Source organism: Burkholderia sp. BCC1999, assembly GCF_905339975.1.
GTDB lineage: Bacteria > Pseudomonadota > Gammaproteobacteria > Burkholderiales > Burkholderiaceae > Burkholderia.
In genome coordinates, this window is record NZ_CAJPHP010000012.1 from 1 (window position 1) to 23005 (window position 23005).

Here is a 23005-nt window from a genome sequence, read left to right on the forward strand (position 1 = left end):
ATTTTTTTGCCCGCGCGGGGCGCACGCCTCAAGCGTCCTGCGCCTCGCCTTCCAGCCCGGCCAGCAGCTTGCCGAGCAATTGCGACAACTGCGCCTGTTCCGCCTCCGACAGCGCGGCCAGCAGCGCGCGCTGGTTGTCGATATGCGCGACGACCGCATCATCGATCAGCGCGCGACCGGTGTCCGTCAGCGCAACGAGCGTGCCGCGCCCGTCGGCCGGGTTCGGCCGGCGCTCGACCCAGCCGGCTTTCTGCAGCCGGTCGATGCGCGCGGTCATTCCGCCAGACGACATCATCAACGCGTCGTACAGCGCGGTCGGCGTCAGCGCGAACGGCGCCCCGCCGCGCCGCAGCGTCGCGAGCACGTCGAATTCGCCCGGCTGCATCCCGTAGCGCGCAAACAGCGGATTGAGGCGGTCGCGCGCGATCACGAGCGCGGCTTCCTGCAGCCGCCCCATCACGACCATCGACGACGCGTCCAGATCCGGACGCTCGGCGCGCCATTGCGCGAGCGCATGCGCGGCTCGATCCATTAACCCTCCTCGGCTCACCAGTTATCTTGACGTCGAGATAAATCAGCATTTATCTTGATGTCGAGATACTTTACCTGAAAAACGCGCGGCGCCTCGCGGGCAGCCGCGCACCGATATCGAGGGCCTTGCGATGAATCGCTTTACTTCCCCCGGATGGCGGCTAGCCGCCATCGTGCTCGTCGGGCTGAACCTGCGGCCGGCGCTGGCCGCGGTCGGCCCGCTGCTCGACATGATCCAGCGCGCGACCGGCCTCGGCGACGGCGCGGCCAGCCTGCTGACGACGATCCCGATCCTGCTGATGGGGCTCGGCGCACTGAGCGCGCGGCGCCTGCAGCGCGTGACCGGCATCGCGGGCGGCGTGTGGCTCGGCGTCGCGCTGATCGGGCTGGCCTGCGTGTCGCGCATCGGCGCGCAGCACGCGTGGCTGCTGCTCGCGAGCGCCTGCTGTGCGGGCATCGGGATCGCGATGGTGCAGGCGCAGCTGCCCGGTTTCGTGAAGGCGCATTTCGCGACACGCATCGGCGGCGCGATGGGCGTCTATTCGACGTCGATCATGGGGGGCGCGGTGCTGGCGAGTGTCGTCGCGCCGTTGGCGGCAGCGCGCTGGGGCTGGCTTGCCGCACTCGCGGGCTGGGCGTTGCCGGCGGCGCTCGCCGCACTGGCCTGGCCGCTGGCGAGCCGCGGCGGCAATGCGCTCGCCGCCGGGCCGGCGTCGGCAACGCATGCGCAGCCGTCGCGTTCGCCGCGCGCGTGGCGGCTCGCGCTGTTCTTCGGGGTCGCGACCGGCGCGTACACGCTCGTGCTCGCGTGGCTGCCGCCGTACTACATGCGGCTCGGCTGGTCGCCGACGGCAGCCGGCAGCCTGCTCGGTGGCGTGACGCTCGCGGAAGTCGTCGCGGGGCTGACGATCTCGGCGGCGATCGACCGCCTGCCCGATCGCCGGCCCGCGCTGCATGCGGCGATCGCGTCGCTGTTCGTCGGCTTGCTGGTGATGCTGGCCGCACCCGAACCGCTCGCGCTGCCGGCCGCGCTGCTGATGGGCGCGGGGATCGGCGCGCTGTTTCCGCTGTCGCTGATCGTCACGGTCGACCATGCGGCGACGCCGGCCGATGCCGCGTCGCTGACGGGGTTCGTGCAGGGTGTCGGTTATTTGATCGCCGCGTTGTTTCCGTTCGCGGCCGGCATCGTGCGCCAGCATCTCGCGGATTTGACGCCCGCGTGGATCGCGATGGCGTGCCTGTGTGTCGTGTTGTTCGCGCTGGCGGCCGGGTTTGCACCGCGGCTGGCGCGGCAGGTTGCACGTGCCTAGGCAATCGGCCTTGCGTCAGCTGCCCGCGCTCGCGTACAGCGTCGAATCCGCGAACCCTTCGGCGTCGAGCACGCGCCCGATCAGGATCAGCGCGGTGCGCTCGATCTGCGTACCCTGCACTTTGGAGACGATGTCCGCCAGCGTGCCGGTCACGCGTTCCTCGTCGGGCCAGCTCGCGCGATAGATCACGGCGACCGGGCAAGCGGCGCCGTAATGCGGCAGCACTTCGTCGACGATACGCGCGAGATGGCGCACGCCGAGATGGATCGCGAGCGTCGCGCGGTGCGCGGCGAGCGCGCCGAGCGCTTCGCCTTCCGGCATCGTCGTCTTGCCCGCGAAGCGCGTGAGGATCACCGTCTGCGCGACACCGGGCAGCGTCAGCTCGACGCCGAGCGTCGCCGCGCAGGCGGCCGTGGCCGTCACGCCCGGCACGATTTCGTACGGAATCCCGAGCGCCTTCAGCCGGCGGATTTGCTCGCCGATCGCACCGTACAGCGACGGGTCGCCCGAATGCACGCGTGCGACGTCCTGCCCTTTCGCATGCGCGGCCGCGAGCAGCGCGACGATCGCGTCGAGGTCGAGTTCGGCCGTATTGACGACTTGCTCCGCGCGATGACCGTCGAGCACGGCCGCCGGCACGAGCGAGCCCGCATACAGGATCACCGGGCAGGTGCGCACGAGGCGCTGGCCCTTCACCGTGATCAGCTCCGGGTCGCCGGGGCCCGCACCGATGAAATACACCGTCATCGAAAATTCTCCGTCAATTCATTGGATGATCCGCCGTGCCGCGTCATGCGCGCGCGGCCGGATCGAGTGCGTCGAGTAGCGCCGCGACCGAGTCGAACGCGCGATCGGCATCGGGCAGCGGCGGCCGGCGCAGCATCACGACCGGCAGCCTGCGCTCGCGCGCGACATCGAGCTTGGCCTCGGTGGCCGCACCGCCGCTGTTCTTGCTGACGACGACGTCGATGCCCGTCAGCGCGAACAGCGCACGTTCGCCGTCGAGCGTGAACGGCCCGCGCGTGGCGACGATCTGCGCATGCGCGTTGCCGGGATGCGCGTCGAGACAGCGCACGAGCCAGAACTGGTGTGGCGGGATCGTGTCGAGATGCGCGAGCGGTTCGCGGCCGAGCGTGAACAGCGGCCGCCTGAACGGTGCGAGCGCGGCTTCGATGCCGGCCCAGTCGTCGACCATTCGCCAGTCGTCGCCCGGTTGCGGCGTCCAGGGCGCGCGGCGCAGCGCCCACAGCGGCACCCCCGTGTCGCGCGTCGCGGCAGCGGCGTTCGCGCTGATTTGTGCGGCATACGGATGCGTTGCGTCGATCACGAGGCCGATGCCGGCGTCGCGCAGATATGCGGCCAGCCCGGCGGCCCCGCCGAAGCCGCCGACGCGCACGTCGCAGCGCAGGTCGTCGGGCACCTTGCCGAGGCCGGCCAGGCTATAGACGTGATGCGGGCCGAGCGCGCGTGCGATCTTCAGCGCGTCGCCGGTGCCGCCGAGCAGCAGGATGCGTACGCTCATCGCGCTTGCCCGACGAAGCGGCCCTGGCGGTCGATCGCGAACATCTCGACGGCGACCGACGGCGGCACGATATCGCGTGCGACGCGCAGCGCATGCGCGCAGACGAGATCACCGAGAGGCACGCCGTCGGCCTGCGCAAGCTTCAACGCTTCCTGGCTCGTGTTCGCGGCGCGCATCGCGGCCTGTAGCGCCTCGCTCGCGCCGGCTTCGGCCGCCCATTGCGCGAGCATCGGCAGGTCGATGCTCGAATGACGACTGTGCAGGTCGAGGTGACCGGCCGCGAGCTTGCTGAGCTTGCCGAACCCGCCGCACATCGACAGGCGCGCGACCGGGGCGCGCCGCAGGTGCTTGAGCACCGCGCCCGCGAAATCGCCCATCTCGATCAGCGCCATGTCGGGCAGGTGGTAATGCGCGCGCATCGCGTCCTCGCTCGCGTTGCCCGTGCACGCGGCGATATGCGCGATGCCGTTCGCGCGTGCGACATCGATCCCCTGGTGGATCGACGCGATATAGGCCGAACACGAGAACGGCCGCACGATGCCGGTCGTGCCGAGGATCGACAGCCCGCCGACGATGCCCAGGCGTGGGTTCATCGTCTTCAGCGCGAGCGCCTCGCCGCCTTCGACGCCGATCGTCACGTCGAAGCCGCCCGCGTAGCCCTGCTCGGCTGCGAGCGCTTCAAGGTGGGTCGTCATCATCTGGCGCGGCACCGGGTTGATCGCCGGTTCGCCGACCGGCAGCGTCAGCCCCGCGCGCGTGACCGTGCCGACGCCGGGCCCCGCGTGAAAACGCACGCCGGGCGCCGCCGCGAGCGCGACGCGCGCGAAGATCAGCGCACCGTGCGTGACGTCCGGATCGTCGCCGGCATCCTTGATCGTGCCGGCTTCGGCGCCGTCGGCCGTGACCCGGCAGAACGCGAGCCGCATCATCACGCGCTGCCCTTTCGGCAGCACGATCTCGACCGCATCGTGCGCCTGGCCCGCGAGCAGCAGCCGTGCGGCCGCGAGCGACGTCGCGGTCGCGCAGCTGCCGGTCGTATAGCCGAAACGCAGCGGCGCGGGTTGTTCGGGGGTTTCGTCGCGCATCACGCGTCCGTTGCGTTCGACGGGTTCGACGCACCGGCCGTGTCGATCGCATCGGCCACCTCGGCCGTGTCGGGCTTGCGCACGTCATACAGCGTGACCGGCAGCGGCTGGCGCCACGTGTCGAAGCGGCCGAGCGGTTCCGCATGCGCGAGCGACACGCGCGTGAGCGTGCCGCCGTGCGCGTCGCGCCACGCGGCGAGCGCCATCTCGCCTTGCAGCGTGACCGCGTTCGCGACCAGCCGGCCGCCGGGTTTCAGCGATGCCCAGCACGCGTCGAGCACGCCGGGCGCCGTCGCACCGCCGCCGATGAAGATCGCGTCGGGCGTCGCGAGCCCTGCAAGCGCGTCGGGCGCGCGGCCCGCGACGAGCTGCAGGCCCGGGACGCCGAGCGCGTCGCGGTTGTGTTCGATGAAGCGCTGCCGTTCCGCATGCGCTTCGATCGCGATCGCCTGGCAGGACGGATGCGCACGCATCCATTCGATGCCGATCGAACCGCTGCCCGCGCCGACGTCCCACAGCAGTTCGCCGGGCGCGGGCGCGAGGCGCCCGAGCGTCATCGCGCGCAGGTCGCGCTTGGTGAGCTGGCCGTCGTGGCGGTAGGCATCGTCGGGCAGGCCGGGCGTGAGCGCGCGACGTGGCGCGTCGGGGCCGGCCTGGCAGTCGAGCGCGACAAGATTGAGCGCGGCCGTTTCCGCAACGCTCCAGTCCTGCGCGAGGCCGTCGAGACGCCGCTCGAGCGGACCGCCCAGATGTTCGAACACGCTGATGCGCGTCGGCCCGAAGCCGCGCGCGGCGAGTTCGGCCGCGACGGCGGCCGGCGTGCGGCCGTCGGCGCTCAGCACGAACAGGCGCCGGCCCGGCAGCAGATGCCGCGCAAGCGTCGCGAGCGGACGGCCGACCAGCGAGACCGCGCCGACGTCCTGCAATGCCCAGCCGAGGCGCGCGGCCGCGAGCGACAGCGACGACGGTGCGGGCAGCACACGCCAGTCATCGGAGGAAAGCTGGCGCGCGAGCGTCGCGCCGACGCCGAACAGCATCGGGTCGCCGCTCGCGAGCACGCAAACGGGCGAGCCGCGCCGCGCGAGCACGCCCGCGAGATCGAACGGCGACGGCCACGCTTCGCGTTCGGCACGCAGCCGTGCGGGCAGCATGTCGAGATGCCGTTTCGCACCGACGACGAGCGTCGCGTCGAGCAGCGCGCGACGTGCGCTGCGCCCAAGCCCCGCGTAACCGTCGTCGCCGATGCCCACTACCGTCAGCCACGCCGTCATGCACCCTTCCCCATCGTTCGATTCCCTGCAATTTATTGCGATGCGCGGCCGTCGTGCTGCCGCGCGTTGATTCGTTGACGCCCGTCGCCACCGCCTGCCCGGACACGCGATGCGGCAGCGATGTCAGCCGTGCGGCGCGCCGCCGAGGTAGTTCAGCAAGGTCAGATACATGCCGGCGATCGATGCGACCAGCAGCCAGCCGAGCAGCAGCCACACGAACGGCCGCACACCGCCTCGCCTGAACAGCCAGGTTCCGCCGGCCACGATCGGCACGACGAGGCCGACGAGCCCGACATTCTTCGGCCACTGCGCGGACGGCGCAAACGGAATCAGCGTGAATGCGAGCAGCATCCATGCGGGGATGCCCAGCAAGGCCAGCGCAATCCCCATGCCGAACAGCTCCGTCCTGCCGAGTTTCATCATTGCGGATCCCGGCGGCTCGCCGGTCGGATGTCGAGCCGCCAATCGTACCATCCGCGCGCGCTCGCGCAGTCCGCCGCAGCCGTGCTGCGACGCGGCTGCAGGGCAAACCCGCCGATGCCGGAGCGTCGTGAAAATCGGGTATCCTACGGCCGTTCGTTCGCCGGTGCCCTTCGGGGCCGAAGAGGGAACACAGGGCGCGCCACGCGCCGCTGTGGCTGCCCCCGCAACTGTAGACAGCGAGCCGATCTCCCCTTCATGCCACTGGTTTCACCGGGAAGGCCGGGAGCCGGCGCCGACCTGTCAGCCAGGAGACCTGCCGGCCAGAAAGTGCGTGCGTGCCAGTCGGCGTCGGGCGGGGTGTACCGATGCGTTGGCCGCGGCGCGACACTGTCCCGGTATCCCGTTGAGTTCCGCCCCCGATTCGATTCCTGCATCGCCCGTCGTGCGCCCGTCGGCTTGCCCGGGGCTCGTGCGCGTGGTCGCGGCCGCCGATGGCGGCCTGTGCCGGATCAAGCTGCCGGGCGGCCGGCTCGATGCACGCCAGGCGCGCGCGATTGCCGCCGCCGCACGTGCGTACGGCTCCGGCGCGATCGACGCGACCAATCGCGCGAATCTCCAGCTGCGCGGCATTCGCGACGGTGCCGCCGACGCGCTGACGCGTGCGTTGCTCGATGCGGGGCTCGGCCCGCGCGCCGAGGCGGCGGCAGGTTCGGCCAACGATACGGCCGCGCTCGCCGCGAGCGACGACGTCCGCAACATCATGCTCAGCCCGCTCGCCGGGCACGATCCCGCCGCGCTCATCGATAGCCACGCACTCGCCATTCCGCTGCTCGACATGCTGGCCAGCGAGCCGCGCCGTGGCGAGCTGTCGCCCAAATTCTCGATCCAGCTCGACGGCGGCGAATCGGTGGTGGAGCTCGACCATCCGCACGACATCTGGCTGGCCGCATGGCGCCGCGCCGACGGCGCGGTACGCATCGCGGCCGGGCTGGCCGGCTGCCCGCCGGTCGTAGATGGCGACCGGCCTGCGTCGGTCGATGTGTCGCCCGATCAGGCGGTCGCGCTGGTCCGCGCACTGCTGCTCGCGTTCCTCGATCTCGCGCCAGCCGATGTCACGCGGATGCGCGCATTGCTGGCAGCGTGCGGCGAACGCGCGTTACTCGAACGCGCGCGGCACTACCTGCCCTTCCCGCTCACGGCCGATCTCGCGCTCGCCGGCTGGCGGCGCACGCGCACCGATCGGGCGCTGCGTTTCGGCATGCGCCCGTCGCTCGATGCGGCGCGCGGCAGCGTCGGTGCGCAATGCGTGCTCGGGCGGCTCGACGCGACGCAGCTGGAACGGCTCGCCGCGCTGGCCGAAGCCGATGGCGACGGCACGCTGTCGATGACGCCGTGGCAAGGCGTGTTTCTGCACGGTGTGCCGAACGAACGCGCCCCGGCCACGCTCGACGCACTCGCGTCGCTCGGCCTCGTGTGCCGGCCGTCGGACCCGCTTGCGACACTCGTCGCCTGTACCGGCAGCGCGGGCTGTGCGAAAGCACGCGCCGACACGAAACACGACGCGCTCGCACTCGCCGCGCGCATCGGCCATCCGGTCGACGTGCACCTGACCGGTTGCGAACGCCATTGCGCGATGCCGCATCCCGCGACGCATACGCTCGTCGCGGTGGCGCCCGCGCATTACGACCTTTACCGGCGCGACGCGGCCGAGGGCCTCGGCGCCCCGCTTGCGCGCCATCTGACGATTGACCAGGCCGCGGCCCGTTTGACGGGCGCGCGGCACAGCCAGGACACCACCGATGCTTGACTACATTCGCGACGGGCAGGAAATCTATCGCCAGTCGTTCGCGACGATCCGCGCCGAGGCCGACCTGTCACAGGTTCCGCCCGACCTCGAGAAACTCGCGGTGCGCGTGATCCATGCATGCGGGATGGTCGACGTCGTCTACGACCTGCGCTTCTCGGCCGGCGCCGGCTCGGCGGGCCGTACGGCGCTCGCGGCCGGCGCGCCGATCCTGTGCGACGCGAGGATGGTCGCCGAAGGCATCACGCGCGCGCGGCTGCCGGCCGACAACCGCGTGATCTGCACACTCGGCGAGCCGGAAGTGCCCGATCTCGCGCGCCATCTCGGCAACACGCGCTCGGCCGCCGCACTCGAATTGTGGCGTCCGCATCTCGCGGGCAGCGTCGTCGTGATCGGCAATGCGCCGACCGCGCTGTTCCACCTGCTCGACATGCTCGACGCCGGCGCGCCGCGCCCCGCGCTGATCCTCGGTTTTCCGGTCGGCTTCATCGGCGCGGCCGAATCGAAGGCGATGCTCGATGCCGACAGCCGTGGCGTGCCGTACGTCGCGCTGCTCGGCCGACGCGGCGGCAGCGCGATGGCTGCCGCCGCGGTCAACGCGCTCGCGACGGAGGTCGAATGACGACCGCACGCGGACGCCTGTTCGGGGTCGGCGTCGGCCCCGGCGATCCTGAACTGATGACGATCAAGGCGCTGCGCGTGCTGCAGGCGGCGCCCGTGGTCGCGTATTTCGTCGCTAAGGGCAAGAAAGGCAATGCGTACGGCATCGTCGAAGCGCACCTGCTCGACGGGCAGACGCAACTGCCGCTCGTCTATCCGGTGACGACCGAAGCACTGCCGCCGCCGCTCTGCTACGAGACGGTGATCGCCGACTTCTACGACACGGCAGCCGAGATCGTCGCCGCACACCTCGACGCGGGGCGCGACGTCGCGGTGATCTGCGAAGGCGACCCGTTCTTCTACGGCTCGTACATGTACCTGCACGACCGCCTCGCGCCGCGCTACGACACCGAGGTGATCCCGGGCGTATGCGCGATGCTCGGCGGTACGGCCGTGCTCGGCCAGCCGCTCGTCTATCGCAACCAGAGCCTGTCGGTGCTGTCCGGCGTGCTGCCCGAGCACGAACTGCGCGAGCGGCTCGCGCGGGCCGACGCGGCCGTCGTGATGAAACTCGGCCGCAATTTCGACAAGGTGCGGCGCGTGCTCGATGAACTCGGGCTCGCGAAACGCGCGCTGTACGTCGAGCGCGCGACGATGGCGAACCAGCGCATCGTGCCGCTCGACGCGGTCGACCCGATGGCGTCGCCGTATTTCTCGCTGCTCGTCGTGCCGGGGGAAAAATGGCAAGGATGACGACCCCACCCGCGATCGTGATTCTCGGCGCGGGCGCGCTCGACACCGCGCGACGCATCCAGGCGCGCTACCCGGGCGCCCTCGTGCATGGCCTCGCATCGCGCGTAGCCGCCGATGCGCCGTTCGACGACCTCGGCGCACACCTGCGCGAACTCTATGCGCGCGGCCTGCCGATCGTCGCGCTGTGCGCGGCCGGCATCGTGATCCGCTGCCTCGCGCCCGTGCTTGCCGACAAGGGCGTCGAGCCGCCCGTGCTCGCGGTCGCGGAAGACGGCTCGGCCGTCGTGCCGCTGCTCGGCGGGCTGACGGGCGTCAACGTGATCGCGCGCGAAATCGCCGAATGCATCGGCGTCGCGCCGGCGATCACGACGAGTGGCGAATTGCGCTTCGGCGCATGCGTGCTCAATCCGCCCGAAGGTTATGCGCTGGCCGATCTCGCGCAGGGCAAGCGTTTCGTGTCCGACCTGCTCGCGGGTGCCTCGACGCGCGTCGACGGCGCGGCGGCGTGGCTCGACGATGTCGCGCTGCCGCGCGACGATGCGGCCGCGCATGCGATCCGCGTGACGCCCGATGCATGGCGCGATACACACGATGAACTCGTGATCCATCCACGCAGCGTGGTGGTCGGTGTTGCCGAAGATGCAGTACACGCGGAAGACGCACTTGTCGCGCGCATCGAAGCCATGCTCGACGCGCAAGGTCTCGCGCGGCTGGCACTCGCCGCCATCGTCGGGCCGGCATCGGCGATCGGCGACTCCACGCTGGAGGAAGCCGCGCAAGCGCTCGGCGTGCCGCTGCGTTTCGTCGATGCCGACAGTGACGCGCCAGCCAATGCGGCCACGCTGCTTGGCCGCACGTTGCGTGTCGCGCACACGCTGCGCTCCGCATCGAACGGCCTCGCGTGCGCGGTGGCGTCGTATCCGGTCGATCCCGCCACGCTCGGCCGTGCGCGCGGCCGCCTGACCGTGCTCGGTCTCGGCCCGGGCGCCGCCGCGTGGCTCACGCCGGCCGCACGTGCCGCGCTCGCGGAAGCGACCGACATCCTCGGCTACACGACCTACGTGAACATGGCCGGCCCGTTCCGCGGCGACCAGCGCGTGCACGGCACCGACAATCGCGAGGAAATGCAGCGCGCACGCCATGCGTTCGAACTGGCGGCCGAAGGCCGGCGCGTCGCGGTCGTGTCATCAGGTGACCCCGGCGTGTTCGCGATGGCCGCGGCCGTGCTCGAGGCGCTCGACGAAGCACGCAACCCGCAGTGGGCCGCGGTCGACCTGCGCGTCGAACCCGGCATCTCGGCGTCGCTCGCGACGGCTGCGCAGGCAGGCGCGCCGCTCGGCCACGACTTCTGCGCGATTTCTCTGTCGGACAACCTGAAGCCGTGGGACGTGATCGAGACGCGCCTGAGGCATGCGGCGCAGGCCGATCTGGTGATGGCGTTCTACAACCCGATCTCGCGTGCACGGCCGTGGCAGCTCGACCGTGCGCTCGACATCGTGCGCGCGCACCGTGCGGCCGATACGGTGGTCGTGCTCGGCCGCGACATCGGCCGGCCGGGCGCGACACTTGCGACGACGACGCTCGCTGCACTGCGCAGCGATCAGGTCGACATGCGCACGATGGTGATCGTCGGCTCGTCGACGACGCGGCGCTTCGCGATCGGCAATGCGCGCGAATGGGTCTATACGCCGCGCTGGTATCGCTGAGTACGGCTACCGCGTGAGCGCACCGTCGCGCGCGCCGGCATGCACGATGCCGGCCGTGCCGCCGGTGCGCCAGAACCGGTACACGAGCACGCCGACGATGGCTTGCGCGGCGACCACGAAGGCGACGCAGCCGGCCCATCCCCACCGGTGCCAGCCGGGCACCGGCAGGATCGAGCCGAGACTGCCGCCGAAGTAGTAGCAGGACAGGTAAATACCGATCGCCGTCGAGCGCGCACTCGACGCCGCCTGCGAGATGAACGTGTTGGCCGACGCCTGTTCGACGAACACGGCGGTTGAGCTGAGCGCGAGGCCGGCCAGGATCACCGGCACGCTGTCCGACGACGTCAGCAACGCCCCGCCGATCGCGAGCGCGGCTGCCGCGAGCCCTGGCGCGCGTGGGCCGCGAAACCGCGCGAGGCGCCCGGCCAGCGGCGTCACGATCACTGCAACGAGGAACACCGCATAGATTGCGCCGATCTCGACCGTGCCGAAGCCGAACGGTGCCCGCGCGAGCCGCAGGCCGACGAACGTGAACGTCGCGACCTGCGACGCGAGCACGCATGCGCCGATCGCGAACGACGCAAGCAGCGGGCCGCGCGTGACGATGCGCCACGACGGCCCCGCATCCGTATCGCGGCCCGACACCCGCCGCGCGACCGCACCGGACGCCGGCAGGCTCGCGTAAATCGCGACGCCCGTGACGACACACAGCGCCGCGACGACATCGAGCGCATGCCGCCAGCCCCACATCGACGTCAGCAGGTTCGTCACGAAGCGGCCGGCGAAACCGCCGAGCGTCGTGCCGGCAACGAACAGCGCGCTGATCTCGGCCGACGTGCCGTGATCGAAGCGTTCGCCGATATAGGCGATCGACAGCGCAAAGATGAACGGCATGACCAGCCCGGCCGCAAAGCGCGCGCCGAGGAACGACGCGAAGCCCGCCGCGTGCGCGGACCAGACGACCGGCAACGCGACGGCCATCGCCGCCAGCGAGATCGCGACGCGCCGTTCGATGCGCGCGGCCAGTACGCCGACGAACGGCGCGATAATGGCGACGGCCATCGTGGTCGCGCTCACGCCCTGCCCCGCGCGCTCCGCGCTGACGCCGAAGGCTTCGGCGAGTTCGTGCAGGATGCCCTGTGTCGAATACAGATTGAGAAACGCGGCGAAGCCGCAAAGAAAGAACGCGATGCGCGTGGTCCTGTCGTTCATCGGAAATGCCTGGTCGTCGATGCCGACAGTCTGACGAGCGCGCCGCGCGCACGCCAATACCGATTTCAGCGCAATTGATACCGGAACGACAACAATGCTCGACCTGCGCCGCCTCCGTTATTTCGTGGTCGTCGCCGACGAACTGCACTTCGGCCGCGCGGCATTGCGCCTGCGCATCGCGCAGCCGCCGCTGACACGCCATATCGCCGCGCTGGAAAGCGAACTCGGCGTGCGCCTGTTCGAGCGCTCGACGCGCGCGGTGCGGCTCACGCCGGAAGGCGAGCTGTTCCTTGAACATGCGCGCCACGTCGTCAGCGCGGCCGCCGAAGCCGAGGCGAGCGCGCGCAAGATCGCGCAGGGCATCGCGGGGCGCCTCTTGATCGGCTATGCGAGCTCGATTCCGATGTCCGACACGTTCCCCGACGTGATCCGCGCCGCGAGCCGCACGATGCCCGACGTCGAACTCGCGTTTCGCGAAGCGGCGACCGCCAGCCAGCGCCAGCAGATCGCCGACGGTGCGATGGACGTCGGCTTCGGCTGGGCATGGGACGGCGCGCCCGGCGTACCGGTCGCGTCGCTCGTCGTGTCGCGCGAACCGCTCGTCGCGGCCGTGCCGGCCGGTAATCCGCTCGCGAACCGTGCGAGCCTCGACGTCGCCGAACTGGCCAGCGAAACCTTCGTCACCTTTCCGCCCGGTTACGGTTCGGCGTTGACCGCCGCGCTGGACGACCTGTGCGCGCAGGCCGGATTCGCACCGCGGATCGGCGCAACCGCTGCGCAGATCACGACGCTCGTATCGCTGGTGGCCGCCGAACGCGGCATCGCGATCGTGCCGGGCTTCACGGCGACGCTGCAGCGCCCGGGCGTCGTCTACGTGCCACTCGCCGGCACGCGCGCAGTCGAGCAGATCGTGTCGTGGAACGAGCCGTTTTCGTCGGCATGCGTCGAGCGTTTCGTTGCGCTGGCGCGCTCGCTCGCGCAGCCTGCATCGACGTAAGCGGCACGTCTCGCGTTGCGGGCGCCGATCGGGAAAATCACCCGCCCGGCGCGTTGCGCAACGGTGTCGAATCGGCAAGATCGTTACGTATCGGGAATCAAATAACAAAAAGAATACCTAACCATTCACTATTCGGCGCGAATCCTCCAAGATGGGCACGCCGCCGGCCGGGCATGCCCGGTCGCACGACCGGCGGCGATACGCAGGCCAGCGTATCCCTCTTCCACTTGGAGAACACGATGAACAACAATGCGTTGCCGCGTTTCATCCCGCGTGCAGTTGCAGCGGGTTGTCTGCTTGCAGTGGCGAGCGTGTCCCAGGGCGCCGGCGTCTATGCGCCCTTCGTCGACGTGACGCTTTATCCGACGCCGCTCGTCGACCAGATCGGCGTCCGGCAAGGTATCCAGCAATTCACGCTCGCGTTCGTGGTCGCGGGCAACGGCTGCGTGCCGTCGTGGGGCGGCGTGCAACCGATCGGCAACGGCGCGAGCGGCGGCCTCCTGACCGCGCTGTCGACGTCGATCGCGAGCTACCGCGCGAAAGGCGGCGAAGTCGCGGTGTCGTTCGGCGGGGCGAACGGCACGCCGCTGATGCAGGCATGCTCGACGGTCCCTGCGTTGAAGAGCGCGTACCAGACCGTGATCGACACGTACGGCCTCACGCACATCGATTTCGACATCGAAGGCGCATCGCAGCAAGACACGGCCGCGGTCGCGCGCAACTTCCAGGCCGTCGCGCAACTGCAGTCCGACTATGCGGCGAAGGGCAAGCCGCTGCACGTCACGCTGACGTTGCCGACGATGCCGACCGGGCTCACGCAGGACGGCCTGAACGTCGTCAACGCGGCAATCGCGAACCAGGCCGCGTTCGATGCGGTGAACGTGATGGCGATGGATTACGGCCCCGCGAACATCGACATGGGCGCCGCCGCGATCAGCGCCGCGCAGGCGCTGTACTCACAGCTCGACACGGCGTTCAAGTCGGCCGGCCAGCCGAAGACCAATGCGCAGCTCTGGCAGATGGTCGGCGTCACGCCGATGATTGGCGTGAACGACGTGCAGGGCGAAACCTTCACGCTCGCAAACGCGCAAAGCGTGCTGAATGCGGCGATCGCCAACGGCTACGGTTTCTTCGGCAACTGGTCGGTCGGCCGCGATCAGGCGTGCCCGTCCGGCGGCACATATGCGTCGCCGACCTGCTCGGGCGTCGCTCAGCAGCCGTATGCGTTCGCGACGATCTTCAAGCAGCTCGACGGCAAATGGGGCGCGGGCGTGACGCAGGACCCGAACTACGGCGGCGGCTCGAACGGCGGCACGCCGCAGCCGGGCGCACCGTGGGCCGCCGGCCAGGTTTACACGGCCGGCGCGACGGTCACCTACCAGGGGACGACGTACCAGGCGCAATGGTGGACGCAGGGCGACGTGCCCGGCCAGGCGGCCGTATGGAAGCCGGTCGGCGGCGGCACGGCCACGTGGTCGGCGACGACCGCGTATTCAGGCGGCACGTGCGTGATGTACCAGGGCGCGAAGTATTGCGCGAAATGGTGGACGCAAGGCGACAACCCGAGCGCGGGCGGTGTCTGGGTGAAGTCGTGATGCCGCGTATCGGCCGTCGTTAGGCTCGCGGATCCGGGGCCGTTCGCGGCGATCGCTGCCCGATCGCCGGCGGACGGCCTGCTGGCCGGCGCGTTTGCAGGGCCGCTTGCAGGCGCGCCCTGCCCGCCGTCAGCCGCGCGCGTGCTCGGCCAGCAGCTTGGCCTTCGCGTCGACGAGCAGCGCCGCATGCGTGTCGCGATGCTGGCGGATCCGCTCGGTCGGCCCGACGACCGACAGCCCGTACCAGTCGCCGTCGAGCGTCAGCGCGACCGCGATCGCCGATAGCTCGGGCGCGCTCTCGCCGAAATTCTCGGCCCAGCCGAGATCACGAAACCGTGCGGTTTGCGCGACGAGCGCCGGCAGGTCGGCCACCGTCGCCTCGGTGAAGCGTTCGAACGCCAGCTGTGCGCCGAGCGTTTGCTGCGCATCGCCGGCGAGTTCCGCGAAGATCGCCTTGCCGATCGAGTTCGCATGCAGCGGACGCAGCTCGCCGGGCTGGCGCGTATAGCGGATCGCCTGCTCCGACTCGACGACGTCGAGGTACGTGACCGACACGCCCTGGATCTTGCCGAGCACGGCCGTCTCGCGGCTCGCGTCGCGTAGCGCGACGAGGTGCGGATGCACGATATCGACGACGGGATCGGTCGCGTCGATCGCGGCGGCGATCGTCTGCAGGCGCCGCGTCGGGTAGTAGCCGCCACGTTTGCGCACTTCGTACAGATAGCCGCGGCTCACGAGCGTGCGTGCCATGGCGAGGCAGCTCGACGGCGGCACATCGAGCAGGCGCGCGAGTTCCGTGAGTGGCAGCGGCCGCCGTTCGGCGGCGAACAGCTCGAACAGGTCGAGCGTGCGGGCAACGAGTTTGACGTCCATGACGAGCGCTTGAATCGAAACGGGAAACCGCGCGCGGAGCCGGCCGCCGGGTCGCTACGGTCAGTACGACTTCGGCAGCCCGAGCACCTTCTCCGCGATGTAGCACAGGATCAGTTGCGGACTCACGGGCGCGAGCCTCGGAATCATACACTCGCGCAGGTAGCGCTCGACATGGTATTCCTTCGCGTAACCCATCCCGCCGAGCGTCGCGACGGCCGTCTGGCACGCCTGGAACGCGGCTTCCGCGCCGAGGTATTTGGCCGCGTTCGCCTCCGCGCCGCACGACTGCCCCGCGTCGTAGCGCGTCGCGGCCTTCATCACCATCAGCCACGCGGCCTCGAGCTGCATCCACGCCTGGGCGAGCGGATGCTGGATCGACTGGTTCTGCCCGATCGGCCGGCCGAACACGACGCGCTCGCATGCATACTGCGTCGCGCGGCGCAGCGCGGCCTGCCCGAGGCCGATCGCCTCCGCCGCGATCAGGATCCGCTCGGGGTTCAGGCCATGCAGCAGATAGCGGAAGCCGTCGCCTTCGTTGCCGATCAGATCGTCGCGCGACACGCGCAGGTTGTCGATGAACAGCATGTTCGAATCGACGGCCTTGCGGCCCATCTTCTCGATTTCGCGCACCTCGACGTGCGAGCGGTCGAGGTCGGTGTAGAACAGGCTCAGTCCGTCGGTCGGCTTCGCGACCTGGTCGAGCGGCGTCGTGCGCGCGATGATCAGCATCTTGTTCGCGACCTGCGCGGTCGAGATCCAGATCTTGCGCCCGCTCAGCACATAGTGATCGCCGTCGCGACGCGCCTGCGTGGTCAGGTGCGTGGTGTCGAGGCCCGCGTCGGGTTCCGTCACCGCGAAGCACGCCTTGTCGCGACCGGCGATCAGCGGCGGCAGGAAGCGCGCCTTCTGCGCGTCGTTGCCGAACACCTGCACGGGATTCAGCCCGAAGATGTTCATGTGCACGGCCGACGCGCCGGACAGGCCGGCGCCCGATGCGCTGATCGTGCGCATCATCAGCGCGGCCTCGGTCATCCCGAGACCGGCGCCGCCATGGGCCGGATCCATCGCGATGCCGAGCCAGCCGGCTTCGGCGAGCGCCGCGTGGAAGTCGGCCGGAAACCCGCCCGCGCGATCGCGTTCGAGCCAGTAGTCGTCGCCGAAGCGCTCGCAGATTTTCTCGATCGCGCTTTCGATCGCGCGCTGGTCGTCGGTCAGGTCGAACTGCATGGAGTGCACTCCCGGAAAAAGCCGAGCGGCCGCGCCGCTCTGAAGAAAGCGCCAGGCGGCGCCAGGGTTGCCGCGCCGCGGAACGTCCCCTCGCAGGATTGGCCCCTCGGGGCACGGCCACGAAGCGGCACGTCTGGCGCGCTCACAACGGAAACACGCCAACGATCACCGCGGCGAACACCATCAGCACGGTGGCGGCGAACAGGAACGGAATCGTGAATTTCTGGTGCTCGGCGAGCTCGACGCCGGTCAGGCCGACGATCAGGAACGTCGCGGGCGTCAGCGGGCTCACCGGAAAGCCCGTCGTCATCTGGCCGAGCAGCGCGGCTTGCGCCATCTGGATCGGCGGCACGCCGAGCAGCTTGCCGCTCTCCGCGAGCACCGGCAGCACGCCGAAGTAGAACGAATCGGGATCGAACAGCAGGCTGAGCGGCATCGACAGCAGCCCGAGTACGAACGGCATGTGGCGCGCATGCTCGACCGGCACGTGCGCGACGACGACTTCCGCCATCGCCTTCAGCATCCCGGTGCCGGACATGATGCCGGTGAACGCGCCGGCCGCGAGCAGCACGCTCGCCATCATCAGCGCGGCCTTCGCATGTGCGTCGATCCGCTCGCGCTGCGCCTGCACGTCCGGGTAGTTGATCACGAGCGCCGCGACCGTGCCGAGCATGAACATCACCATGGGGTCGACGATGCCCGACACCAGCGTGACGAGCACGACGAGGGTCAGCGCGACGTTGATCCCGAAGCGGCCCGGCCGGCGCAACGCGCGTTCGGCGTCGGTCAGCTCGCGCGGCGCGATCGCCAGCGACGCCGCGCCGGCACGGTCGAGCCCGAGCCGCTTCGCCTCGCGCACGCCGAGCACGTACGCCGTGCCGAACACGAACACGAGCCCGACGATCTGTACCGGAATCATTGGCGTGAAGATCGCCGAGCCGGGAATGTGCAGCGCCGCCGATGCGCGCAGCATCGGCCCGACCCACGGCAGGAAGTTGACGCCGGCCGCCATCGACGCGACGCACGCGAGAATCCGCCGGTCCATCCCGAGCCGCGTGTAGAGCGGCATCATCGCCGGCAGCGTGACGAGAAACGTGACCGCGCCCGAGCCGTCGAGGTGAATCAGCAGCGCGAGCAGTGCCGAGCCCATCACGATGCGCGGCGGATGGCAGCCGATTACGCGCAATACGCCCGCGATGATCGGGTCGAGCATCCCCGCATCGGTGAGGATTCCGAAAAATAGAATCGCAAAAACAAACATGCCGGCGATCGGGCCGATGTTCTGCACGCCGTGCACGATGAACTTGCCGGTCTGCAGCCCGAAGCCGGCCGCGAGCGACGCGGCCACCGGCACGACGATCAGCGCGACGAGCGGCGACAGCCGTTTCGTGATGATCAGGCCGAACAGCGCGACGATGGCGATCGCGCCGATCCATGCGAGCATGATGCGTCTCCTCTTCAGCCGGCATGCGACTTCCGTGCGCAAGCCGGCGTGATGTCCGAATGATGATGTGTCGGACCGCACGTCCGAGCGCCGCAGCGCGGCGCGGCCGGCGGCCGCGATGCCGGTCAGTCCCGGCGATCGTCGTGGTGATGATCGTCGTGCGCAAACACCTGCGCCGCGTGTTCGTTCAGTGCCGGCGGCGGCCGACGATACGTCGCTGGCGTGCGGCCGAGCTTGATCGGCGACGCGATGCCGCGATGCCGGCCCAGCTCGACCTTCATCTCCCGATGCGCAACGTGCGGATGATCGAGCGCCGCATCGAGCCCGAGCACCGGCGCGCACGGCACGCCGCGGCGCATCAGCTGCTCGGCGAGCGCCGCACCGTCATGCGCGGCCAGTGCGGTTTCGAGCAGCGCACGCAGTGCGGCACGGTGCGCGCTGCGTGCACGGTTGTCGGCGAAACGCGGATCGTCGAGCCAGCCGCGCGTGCCGAGCACGTCGCACAGCGCCGCGAACTGCCCGTTGTTGCCGACCGCCAGGAAGATGTCGACGCCCGCCGTCGGAAAGCTGTCGTACGGCGTGATGTTCGGATGCGCGTTGCCGGTGCGCACGGGCGCGTTGCCCGAATGGAAGTAGTTCGGCGTATGCGGATGCAGGATCGACAGCGCGCAGTCGAACAGCGTCGACTCGACGAACTGGCCGAGGCCGCTCGCATCGCGCTCGCGCAGCGCCATCAGTACGCCGAGCGCCGCGTTCAGCCCGGTGACGAGATCGACGATCGGCACGCCGACGCGCAGCGGTGCGCCGCCCGCTTCGCCGTTGACGCTCATCAGCCCCGCGAGCGCCTGCACGGCCGCGTCGTAGCCGGGCAGCCCGCCGAGCGGGCCATCCGCGCCGAAACCCGACACGCGGCAATAGACGAGGCGCGGAAACCGCGCGTGCAGCGCGTCGAAGCCGAGCCCCCAGCGCTCCATCGTGCCGATCTTGAAGTTTTCGACGACGGCGTCCGCGTGCTCGAGCAGGCCGAGCAACCGCTCGCGGTCGGCCGGTTGCGTCAGGTCGAGCGCGACGCCGAGCTTGTTGCGGTTCACGCCGAGGAAATACGACGCGGTGTCGCCGTCGAACGGCGGCCCCCAGGTACGCGTTTCGTCGCCGGACGGCGGTTCGACCTTGATCACCTCCGCGCCGTGGTCGGCGAGGATCTGCGTCGCGTACGGGCCGCCCAGCACCCGCGACAGATCGATGATGCGCAATCCCGCCAGCGCGCCCTGCTGCTCGTGTTCCGCCATGCGTCCCGCTCCTGGTTCCGGTTGATCGGACTGCCGGCTCCGGTGGCCTGGCGCCTGCGCCACGCCTCCCGGACTCGACGAATAATTCTTGTGTGTGAATTTATATTCACACTCGGGAATTATGTTGTCAAGCCCGGATGCACCCGCCTGCCGCGCGGATAACGTCGCCGAGCGCAAGTGGGGACGACACCGAACGCGGACGGGTTGCGGTGGCGCCCCGCCCTTCGCTAAGCTGGCGGACTCCCTTCATCCTGACAAAAGCAAGGCGGAATATTCATGAAACGGTTGTGGCTGGCGACCTTCGTACTGGCGTCGACGCTGGGCGTCGCACACGCGCAAACCCAGACTTTCCATTTCGGCGAAGGACAGACACAAATGCCCGCCGCGGCGCCGCACGCCGGTGCGCCGGCTGCCCGGCCCGCGCCTGCGCGCCGTCACGCGACGGCGCCATCGCCGCATCATCGGCGCGCCGTTCACAAGCGCCGTTCGCGCCGAGCGAAGCCCGTGCGCAGCGGGATCTACACGCACGCGTGACGCCGTGTCCGGCGCGCTGCGCCGTGCACGGAACTGTCACGAACGGCCGGTAAGATCGGTGCGGCTGCCTGCACGCCGTCGCGGCCCGCTGCCGGACAATTCGCCGCCGACGCGCACTTTCTCCACGATTCAGCACCTGTTTTGCCGAACATGAGCACCGGGCCGGATACCCTCGCCGTCACCAAGGAGCGCGCCACGATCGTGTGCCGCCAGCGCAGCAGCGTGCTGCTCGTCGCCCGCACGGCGTCGCGCTGGTCGCTGCCGGGCGGCACGATCCGGCGCGGCGAGACGCCGCTCGAGGCCGCGCAGCGGGAACTGGCCGAGGAAACGCGGCTGGAGGGGCTCGCGCTCGACTATGCGGTGCAGTTCGGCGGGCTGTCGAAGCTTCATCACGTGTTCGTGGCCGAGGTGCCGGCACACCTGACGCCGCGCGCGAGCAACGAGATCGCCCGCTGCAAGTGGTTCACCGTCGACCGGCTCGACACGCTCCATGCGAGCGTGCCGACGCGCAAGATCATCGAGATGCTGCGTCTCGACTGTTTTTCGGCGATCGTCAACGGCCCGCTTCGTTGACGGCGGCGCTGCCCGCGCCGGTCACGCGCGCAGGAACGGGCCGGCCTTGCGCTCGAGCAGCGCGACGAGTTCGGGCTGCATGAACGCGTAGCGGTCGGGAATGTCGAGGCAGACGATCTTCTTGCCCGCCAGATGCGTACCGAAGCGCGTCGACAGCCTTGCCTTGTGCGCGCGCTCCATCACGAACACGATATCGGCCCAGTCGAGCTGCTCGGCGGATAGCCGCGCGTCCGCATCGGGCGCGAGGCCCGCGGAGTCCGTCTCGATGCCGGGCCAAGCCGCAAATACCGCTTCGGCCGTCGGGCTGCGCAGCCGATTGCGGCTGCAGATGAACAGTGCCCGTGTCATGTCGCTTCGATGTTCACCCTTGCGGAATCGTGCCGGGTCGTACGTACGCGAGCATGTGCGGCACGTAGTCGGCCTTGCCGAGTTCGACACCGTGGTGGCGCAGGATCGCGTAAGCGGCGATCGCGTGGAAGTTGAACTGCGGCAGCGCCCAGTCGCGCGCATATTGTTCGCCCGTCATGTCGAACGCGATCCCGTTCGGCAGTTCGAGGGCGATCGGCAGCGCCGTGCCGCCATCGAGCGCATCCGGCGCGAGTTCGCCGAGAAAGGCCAGCGTGCCGGCGATGATCGCCTGCGCGTCGGCGAGCGTGCCGGGCTGCGCATCCGCATTCCATCCCGCCTCGCGCAAGGCCAGCAGCGCAGCCGGCAACGACTCGCCACGCAGCCGGTGGACGGGCTCCATCGCCTGGAAGCATGAGAAGCGTACCTGTGCCGCGAGCGGATACATGTCGGGCGCCAGCTTCAACGTCATCGCCGCGTCGGGCGCAACGCCCGCGGCCTGCCGGTGCGCGACAGCCTTGTCGAGCCACGCGGTCTGTGCGCTCAGCATGTGGGTGAAGGTTGGGATGAGAAGTTGAGTCGGTGTCACGCGTGCGCTCCTGGGTTGGATTGTCGTTTTCGCCACGATAGCAGCGTCGACGCAAACACGCACCGCGGCCCAGGCGACGAGCGCGATTCGATGCGGAGCCGGCGATCCGGCGATCCGGCGTTGTAGCGCGTGCGGGTCTCCCCCCACGCTGGACGCGTCACGACACGCGGCCGTCGCGCCCCGACCTCAAGGCTTGCCGTGCCGCGCCAGAAACCGGTCGAGCTGCGAGGCAAACGTCTTGCCGTCACGCGCGCTGAACGGCGCCGGGCCACCGGTGTCGATGCCCGCGCTGCGCAACTGGTCCATCATCGCGCGCGTCGACAGGCGTTCCTCGATGTTCTCGCGGCTGAACCAGTTGCCGCGCGGGTCGAGCGCATGCGCGCCCTTGTCGAGAACGGCGGCAGCCAGCGGGATGTCGGCCGTGATCACGAGATCGCCGGCCTCGACCAGTTCGACGATGCGCGCATCGGCCACGTCGAAGCCGGCCGGCACCTGCACGGCCTTGATGAACGGCGACGGCGGCGTGCGCAGGAACTGGTTCGCGACCAGCGTCACGCAGATTTCGGCACGACGCGCGGCGCGAAACAGCATGTCCTTGATGACGGCGGGACACGCGTCGGCATCGACCAGTACTTGCATGGCGGGTTTTTCCAGTGGGCAGAAGCAGAAGCGGCGATCATATCGCACCGCTGGCCGGCCATCAGCCCGCGAGATCCGTGCGAAGCGCGTCGGCCGTCATCCATTGCGCGCCCCATGCGGCGGCGAGCCGCGCGCCCTGCCCGATCCGCACGGCCGCATCGTCGAAGTCGACGAACACGACGTGATCGGCCGCCGCGGGCTTTGCCGGCGTCTCGCGCGTGCGCCCGTCGGACAGCACCCACAGCCAGCGCTGCTTGCCGGGCTCGCGCCGCGCATCGCGCGCGAGCAACTGCGCGGCGGCCGCGATGCCGTCCGCGAGCGGCGTGCCGCCGCCGCCGTCGACTGGTTCTAGCCAGCGCGCATTCCACCAGCGCGGCACGGCCGGGCCGAACCGCCGTGCGGCGCCTTGTCCGCCGAAGCAGATCAGCGCGGTTTCGACACGCTCGCGTGCAGCCTGATCGAAATACGCGACGATCAGCCCCTTCGCGAGCGCGAGCCGGTCGTGCGACAGCATCGACGCCGAACAGTCGAGCACGAAGCAATGCAGCGCATGCGGCGTGCCCGCGCGTTTCCGGAAGCGCACATGCTCATGACACAGCGGCCCACCGCGCTTCGCGGCGAGCGTCGCCGGCCACGCAACGGCAGTGCCCGCGCGTGCCGTGCCCGGTACGCGCGCGGCTGCG

At 70.0% G+C, this 23005-nt stretch carries 24 protein-coding genes and 1 riboswitch; of the genes, 9 read left to right on the forward strand and 15 right to left on the reverse strand.

Annotated elements, in window-relative coordinates; all coding sequences use genetic code 11:
- Positions 1–28: 28 nt before the first annotated feature.
- Positions 29–532, reverse strand: a complete 504-nt coding sequence (locus U5809_RS18570) for a MarR family winged helix-turn-helix transcriptional regulator (protein WP_282504971.1) — start codon at positions 530–532, stop codon at positions 29–31.
- 130 nt (positions 533–662) lie between these two features.
- Here U5809_RS18570 and U5809_RS18575 point away from each other — a divergent pair, with 130 nt between their 5' ends.
- Complete coding sequence (locus U5809_RS18575) at positions 663–1841, forward strand: MFS transporter (RefSeq protein ID WP_322087631.1); 1179 nt, start codon at positions 663–665, stop codon at positions 1839–1841.
- Between the two features lie 15 nt (positions 1842–1856).
- Here the strand turns inward: U5809_RS18575 and cobM are convergent, their stop codons facing one another.
- From cobM to U5809_RS18600, 5 genes are all read right to left on the reverse strand, one after another.
- Positions 1857–2588, reverse strand: a complete 732-nt coding sequence (gene cobM, locus U5809_RS18580) for a precorrin-4 C(11)-methyltransferase (RefSeq protein ID WP_282504969.1) — start codon at positions 2586–2588, stop codon at positions 1857–1859.
- A gap of 43 nt (positions 2589–2631) precedes the next feature.
- Positions 2632–3363, reverse strand: a complete 732-nt coding sequence (locus tag U5809_RS18585; RefSeq protein ID WP_322087632.1) for a cobalt-precorrin-6A reductase — start codon at positions 3361–3363, stop codon at positions 2632–2634.
- The gene (locus tag U5809_RS18590; protein ID WP_322087633.1) at positions 3360–4448 is read right to left on the reverse strand and encodes a cobalt-precorrin-5B (C(1))-methyltransferase; all 1089 of its coding nucleotides are present in this window, start codon (positions 4446–4448) and stop codon (positions 3360–3362) included. The genes U5809_RS18585 and U5809_RS18590 overlap by 4 nt, the downstream gene beginning before the upstream one ends.
- Positions 4448–5719 carry a precorrin-6y C5,15-methyltransferase (decarboxylating) subunit CbiE gene (gene cbiE, locus U5809_RS18595; RefSeq protein ID WP_322087634.1) on the reverse strand — a complete coding sequence of 424 codons (1272 nt, stop codon included), beginning with the start codon at positions 5717–5719 and terminating at the stop codon, positions 4448–4450. The genes U5809_RS18590 and cbiE overlap by 1 nt, the downstream gene beginning before the upstream one ends.
- Before the next feature lie 123 nt (positions 5720–5842).
- Entirely contained in the window at positions 5843–6139 is a 297-nt protein-coding gene (locus tag U5809_RS18600; RefSeq protein WP_322087635.1) for a hypothetical protein, read from the reverse strand.
- Positions 6140–6286: 147 nt separating this feature from the next.
- Positions 6287–6478, forward strand: a riboswitch (cobalamin riboswitch).
- Between the two features lie 106 nt (positions 6479–6584).
- Here U5809_RS18600 and cobG point away from each other — a divergent pair.
- From cobG to cobJ, 4 genes are read left to right on the forward strand one after another with little or no spacing between them, the layout of a single operon-like run.
- On the forward strand, positions 6585–7949 hold the full coding sequence (gene cobG, locus U5809_RS18605; RefSeq protein WP_322087777.1) for a precorrin-3B synthase: 1365 nt from the start codon (positions 6585–6587) through the stop codon (positions 7947–7949).
- Positions 7942–8568 (forward strand): precorrin-8X methylmutase, encoded by a 627-nt coding sequence (locus U5809_RS18610; RefSeq protein ID WP_282504963.1) that lies wholly within the window; start codon positions 7942–7944, stop codon positions 8566–8568. Before cobG ends, U5809_RS18610 begins: the two co-directional genes overlap by 8 nt.
- Positions 8565–9299, forward strand: coding sequence for a precorrin-2 C(20)-methyltransferase (locus U5809_RS18615; protein WP_282504962.1), 735 nt, complete (start codon positions 8565–8567; stop codon positions 9297–9299). The genes U5809_RS18610 and U5809_RS18615 overlap by 4 nt, the downstream gene beginning before the upstream one ends.
- Positions 9296–11005 carry a precorrin-3B C(17)-methyltransferase gene (cobJ, locus tag U5809_RS18620; RefSeq protein ID WP_322087636.1) on the forward strand — a complete coding sequence of 570 codons (1710 nt, stop codon included), beginning with the start codon at positions 9296–9298 and terminating at the stop codon, positions 11003–11005. Before U5809_RS18615 ends, cobJ begins: the two co-directional genes overlap by 4 nt.
- Positions 11006–11011: 6 nt before the next feature.
- Here cobJ and U5809_RS18625 read toward each other — a convergent pair whose 3' ends face one another.
- Entirely contained in the window at positions 11012–12217 is a 1206-nt protein-coding gene (locus U5809_RS18625; protein WP_322087637.1) for an MFS transporter, read from the reverse strand.
- Between the two features lie 94 nt (positions 12218–12311).
- On the opposite strand from U5809_RS18625, the gene U5809_RS18630 reads away from it, so the two are divergent.
- Both U5809_RS18630 and U5809_RS18635 read left to right on the forward strand, forming a co-directional pair.
- Positions 12312–13214: a LysR substrate-binding domain-containing protein gene (locus U5809_RS18630; protein WP_322087638.1), complete on the forward strand. Its 903-nt coding sequence runs from the start codon at positions 12312–12314 to the stop codon at positions 13212–13214.
- Positions 13215–13453: 239 nt separating this feature from the next.
- Positions 13454–14809, forward strand: coding sequence for a chitinase (locus U5809_RS18635; RefSeq protein ID WP_322087639.1), 1356 nt, complete (start codon positions 13454–13456; stop codon positions 14807–14809).
- Positions 14810–14938: 129 nt separating this feature from the next.
- Here the strand turns inward: U5809_RS18635 and U5809_RS18640 are convergent, their stop codons facing one another.
- From U5809_RS18640 to U5809_RS18655, 4 genes are all read right to left on the reverse strand, one after another.
- Positions 14939–15682, reverse strand: a complete 744-nt coding sequence (locus tag U5809_RS18640) for an IclR family transcriptional regulator (protein WP_282504956.1) — start codon at positions 15680–15682, stop codon at positions 14939–14941.
- A gap of 60 nt (positions 15683–15742) precedes the next feature.
- On the reverse strand, positions 15743–16909 hold the full coding sequence (locus tag U5809_RS18645) for an acyl-CoA dehydrogenase family protein (protein WP_322087640.1): 1167 nt from the start codon (positions 16907–16909) through the stop codon (positions 15743–15745).
- A 142-nt stretch (positions 16910–17051) separates the two neighbouring features.
- A complete protein-coding gene (locus U5809_RS18650) occupies positions 17052–18353 on the reverse strand; it encodes a citrate:proton symporter (protein WP_322087641.1) in 1302 nt (433 codons plus the stop codon).
- A 125-nt stretch (positions 18354–18478) separates the two neighbouring features.
- On the reverse strand, positions 18479–19642 hold the full coding sequence (locus tag U5809_RS18655) for a CoA transferase (RefSeq protein WP_322087642.1): 1164 nt from the start codon (positions 19640–19642) through the stop codon (positions 18479–18481).
- 276 nt (positions 19643–19918) lie between these two features.
- Here U5809_RS18655 and U5809_RS18660 point away from each other — a divergent pair, with 276 nt between their 5' ends.
- Together U5809_RS18660 and U5809_RS18665 are read left to right on the forward strand one after the other, a co-directional pair.
- The gene (locus U5809_RS18660) at positions 19919–20176 is read left to right on the forward strand and encodes a hypothetical protein (protein ID WP_322087643.1); all 258 of its coding nucleotides are present in this window, start codon (positions 19919–19921) and stop codon (positions 20174–20176) included.
- A gap of 150 nt (positions 20177–20326) precedes the next feature.
- Positions 20327–20749: an NUDIX hydrolase gene (locus tag U5809_RS18665; protein WP_322087644.1), complete on the forward strand. Its 423-nt coding sequence runs from the start codon at positions 20327–20329 to the stop codon at positions 20747–20749.
- A 21-nt stretch (positions 20750–20770) separates the two neighbouring features.
- Here U5809_RS18665 and U5809_RS18670 read toward each other — a convergent pair whose 3' ends face one another.
- The 4 genes from U5809_RS18670 to U5809_RS18685 form a co-directional block, all read right to left on the reverse strand.
- Positions 20771–21097, reverse strand: coding sequence for a low molecular weight protein tyrosine phosphatase family protein (locus U5809_RS18670; protein WP_322087645.1), 327 nt, complete (start codon positions 21095–21097; stop codon positions 20771–20773).
- Between the two features lie 13 nt (positions 21098–21110).
- Positions 21111–21683, reverse strand: a complete 573-nt coding sequence (locus U5809_RS18675) for a DUF1993 domain-containing protein (RefSeq protein ID WP_322087646.1) — start codon at positions 21681–21683, stop codon at positions 21111–21113.
- 186 nt (positions 21684–21869) lie between these two features.
- A complete protein-coding gene (locus U5809_RS18680) occupies positions 21870–22322 on the reverse strand; it encodes a YaiI/YqxD family protein (RefSeq protein WP_122945342.1) in 453 nt (150 codons plus the stop codon).
- 61 nt (positions 22323–22383) lie between these two features.
- Positions 22384–22920, reverse strand: a complete 537-nt coding sequence (locus U5809_RS18685; RefSeq protein WP_322087778.1) for a vWA domain-containing protein — start codon at positions 22918–22920, stop codon at positions 22384–22386.
- Positions 22921–23005: the final 85 nt, after the last annotated feature.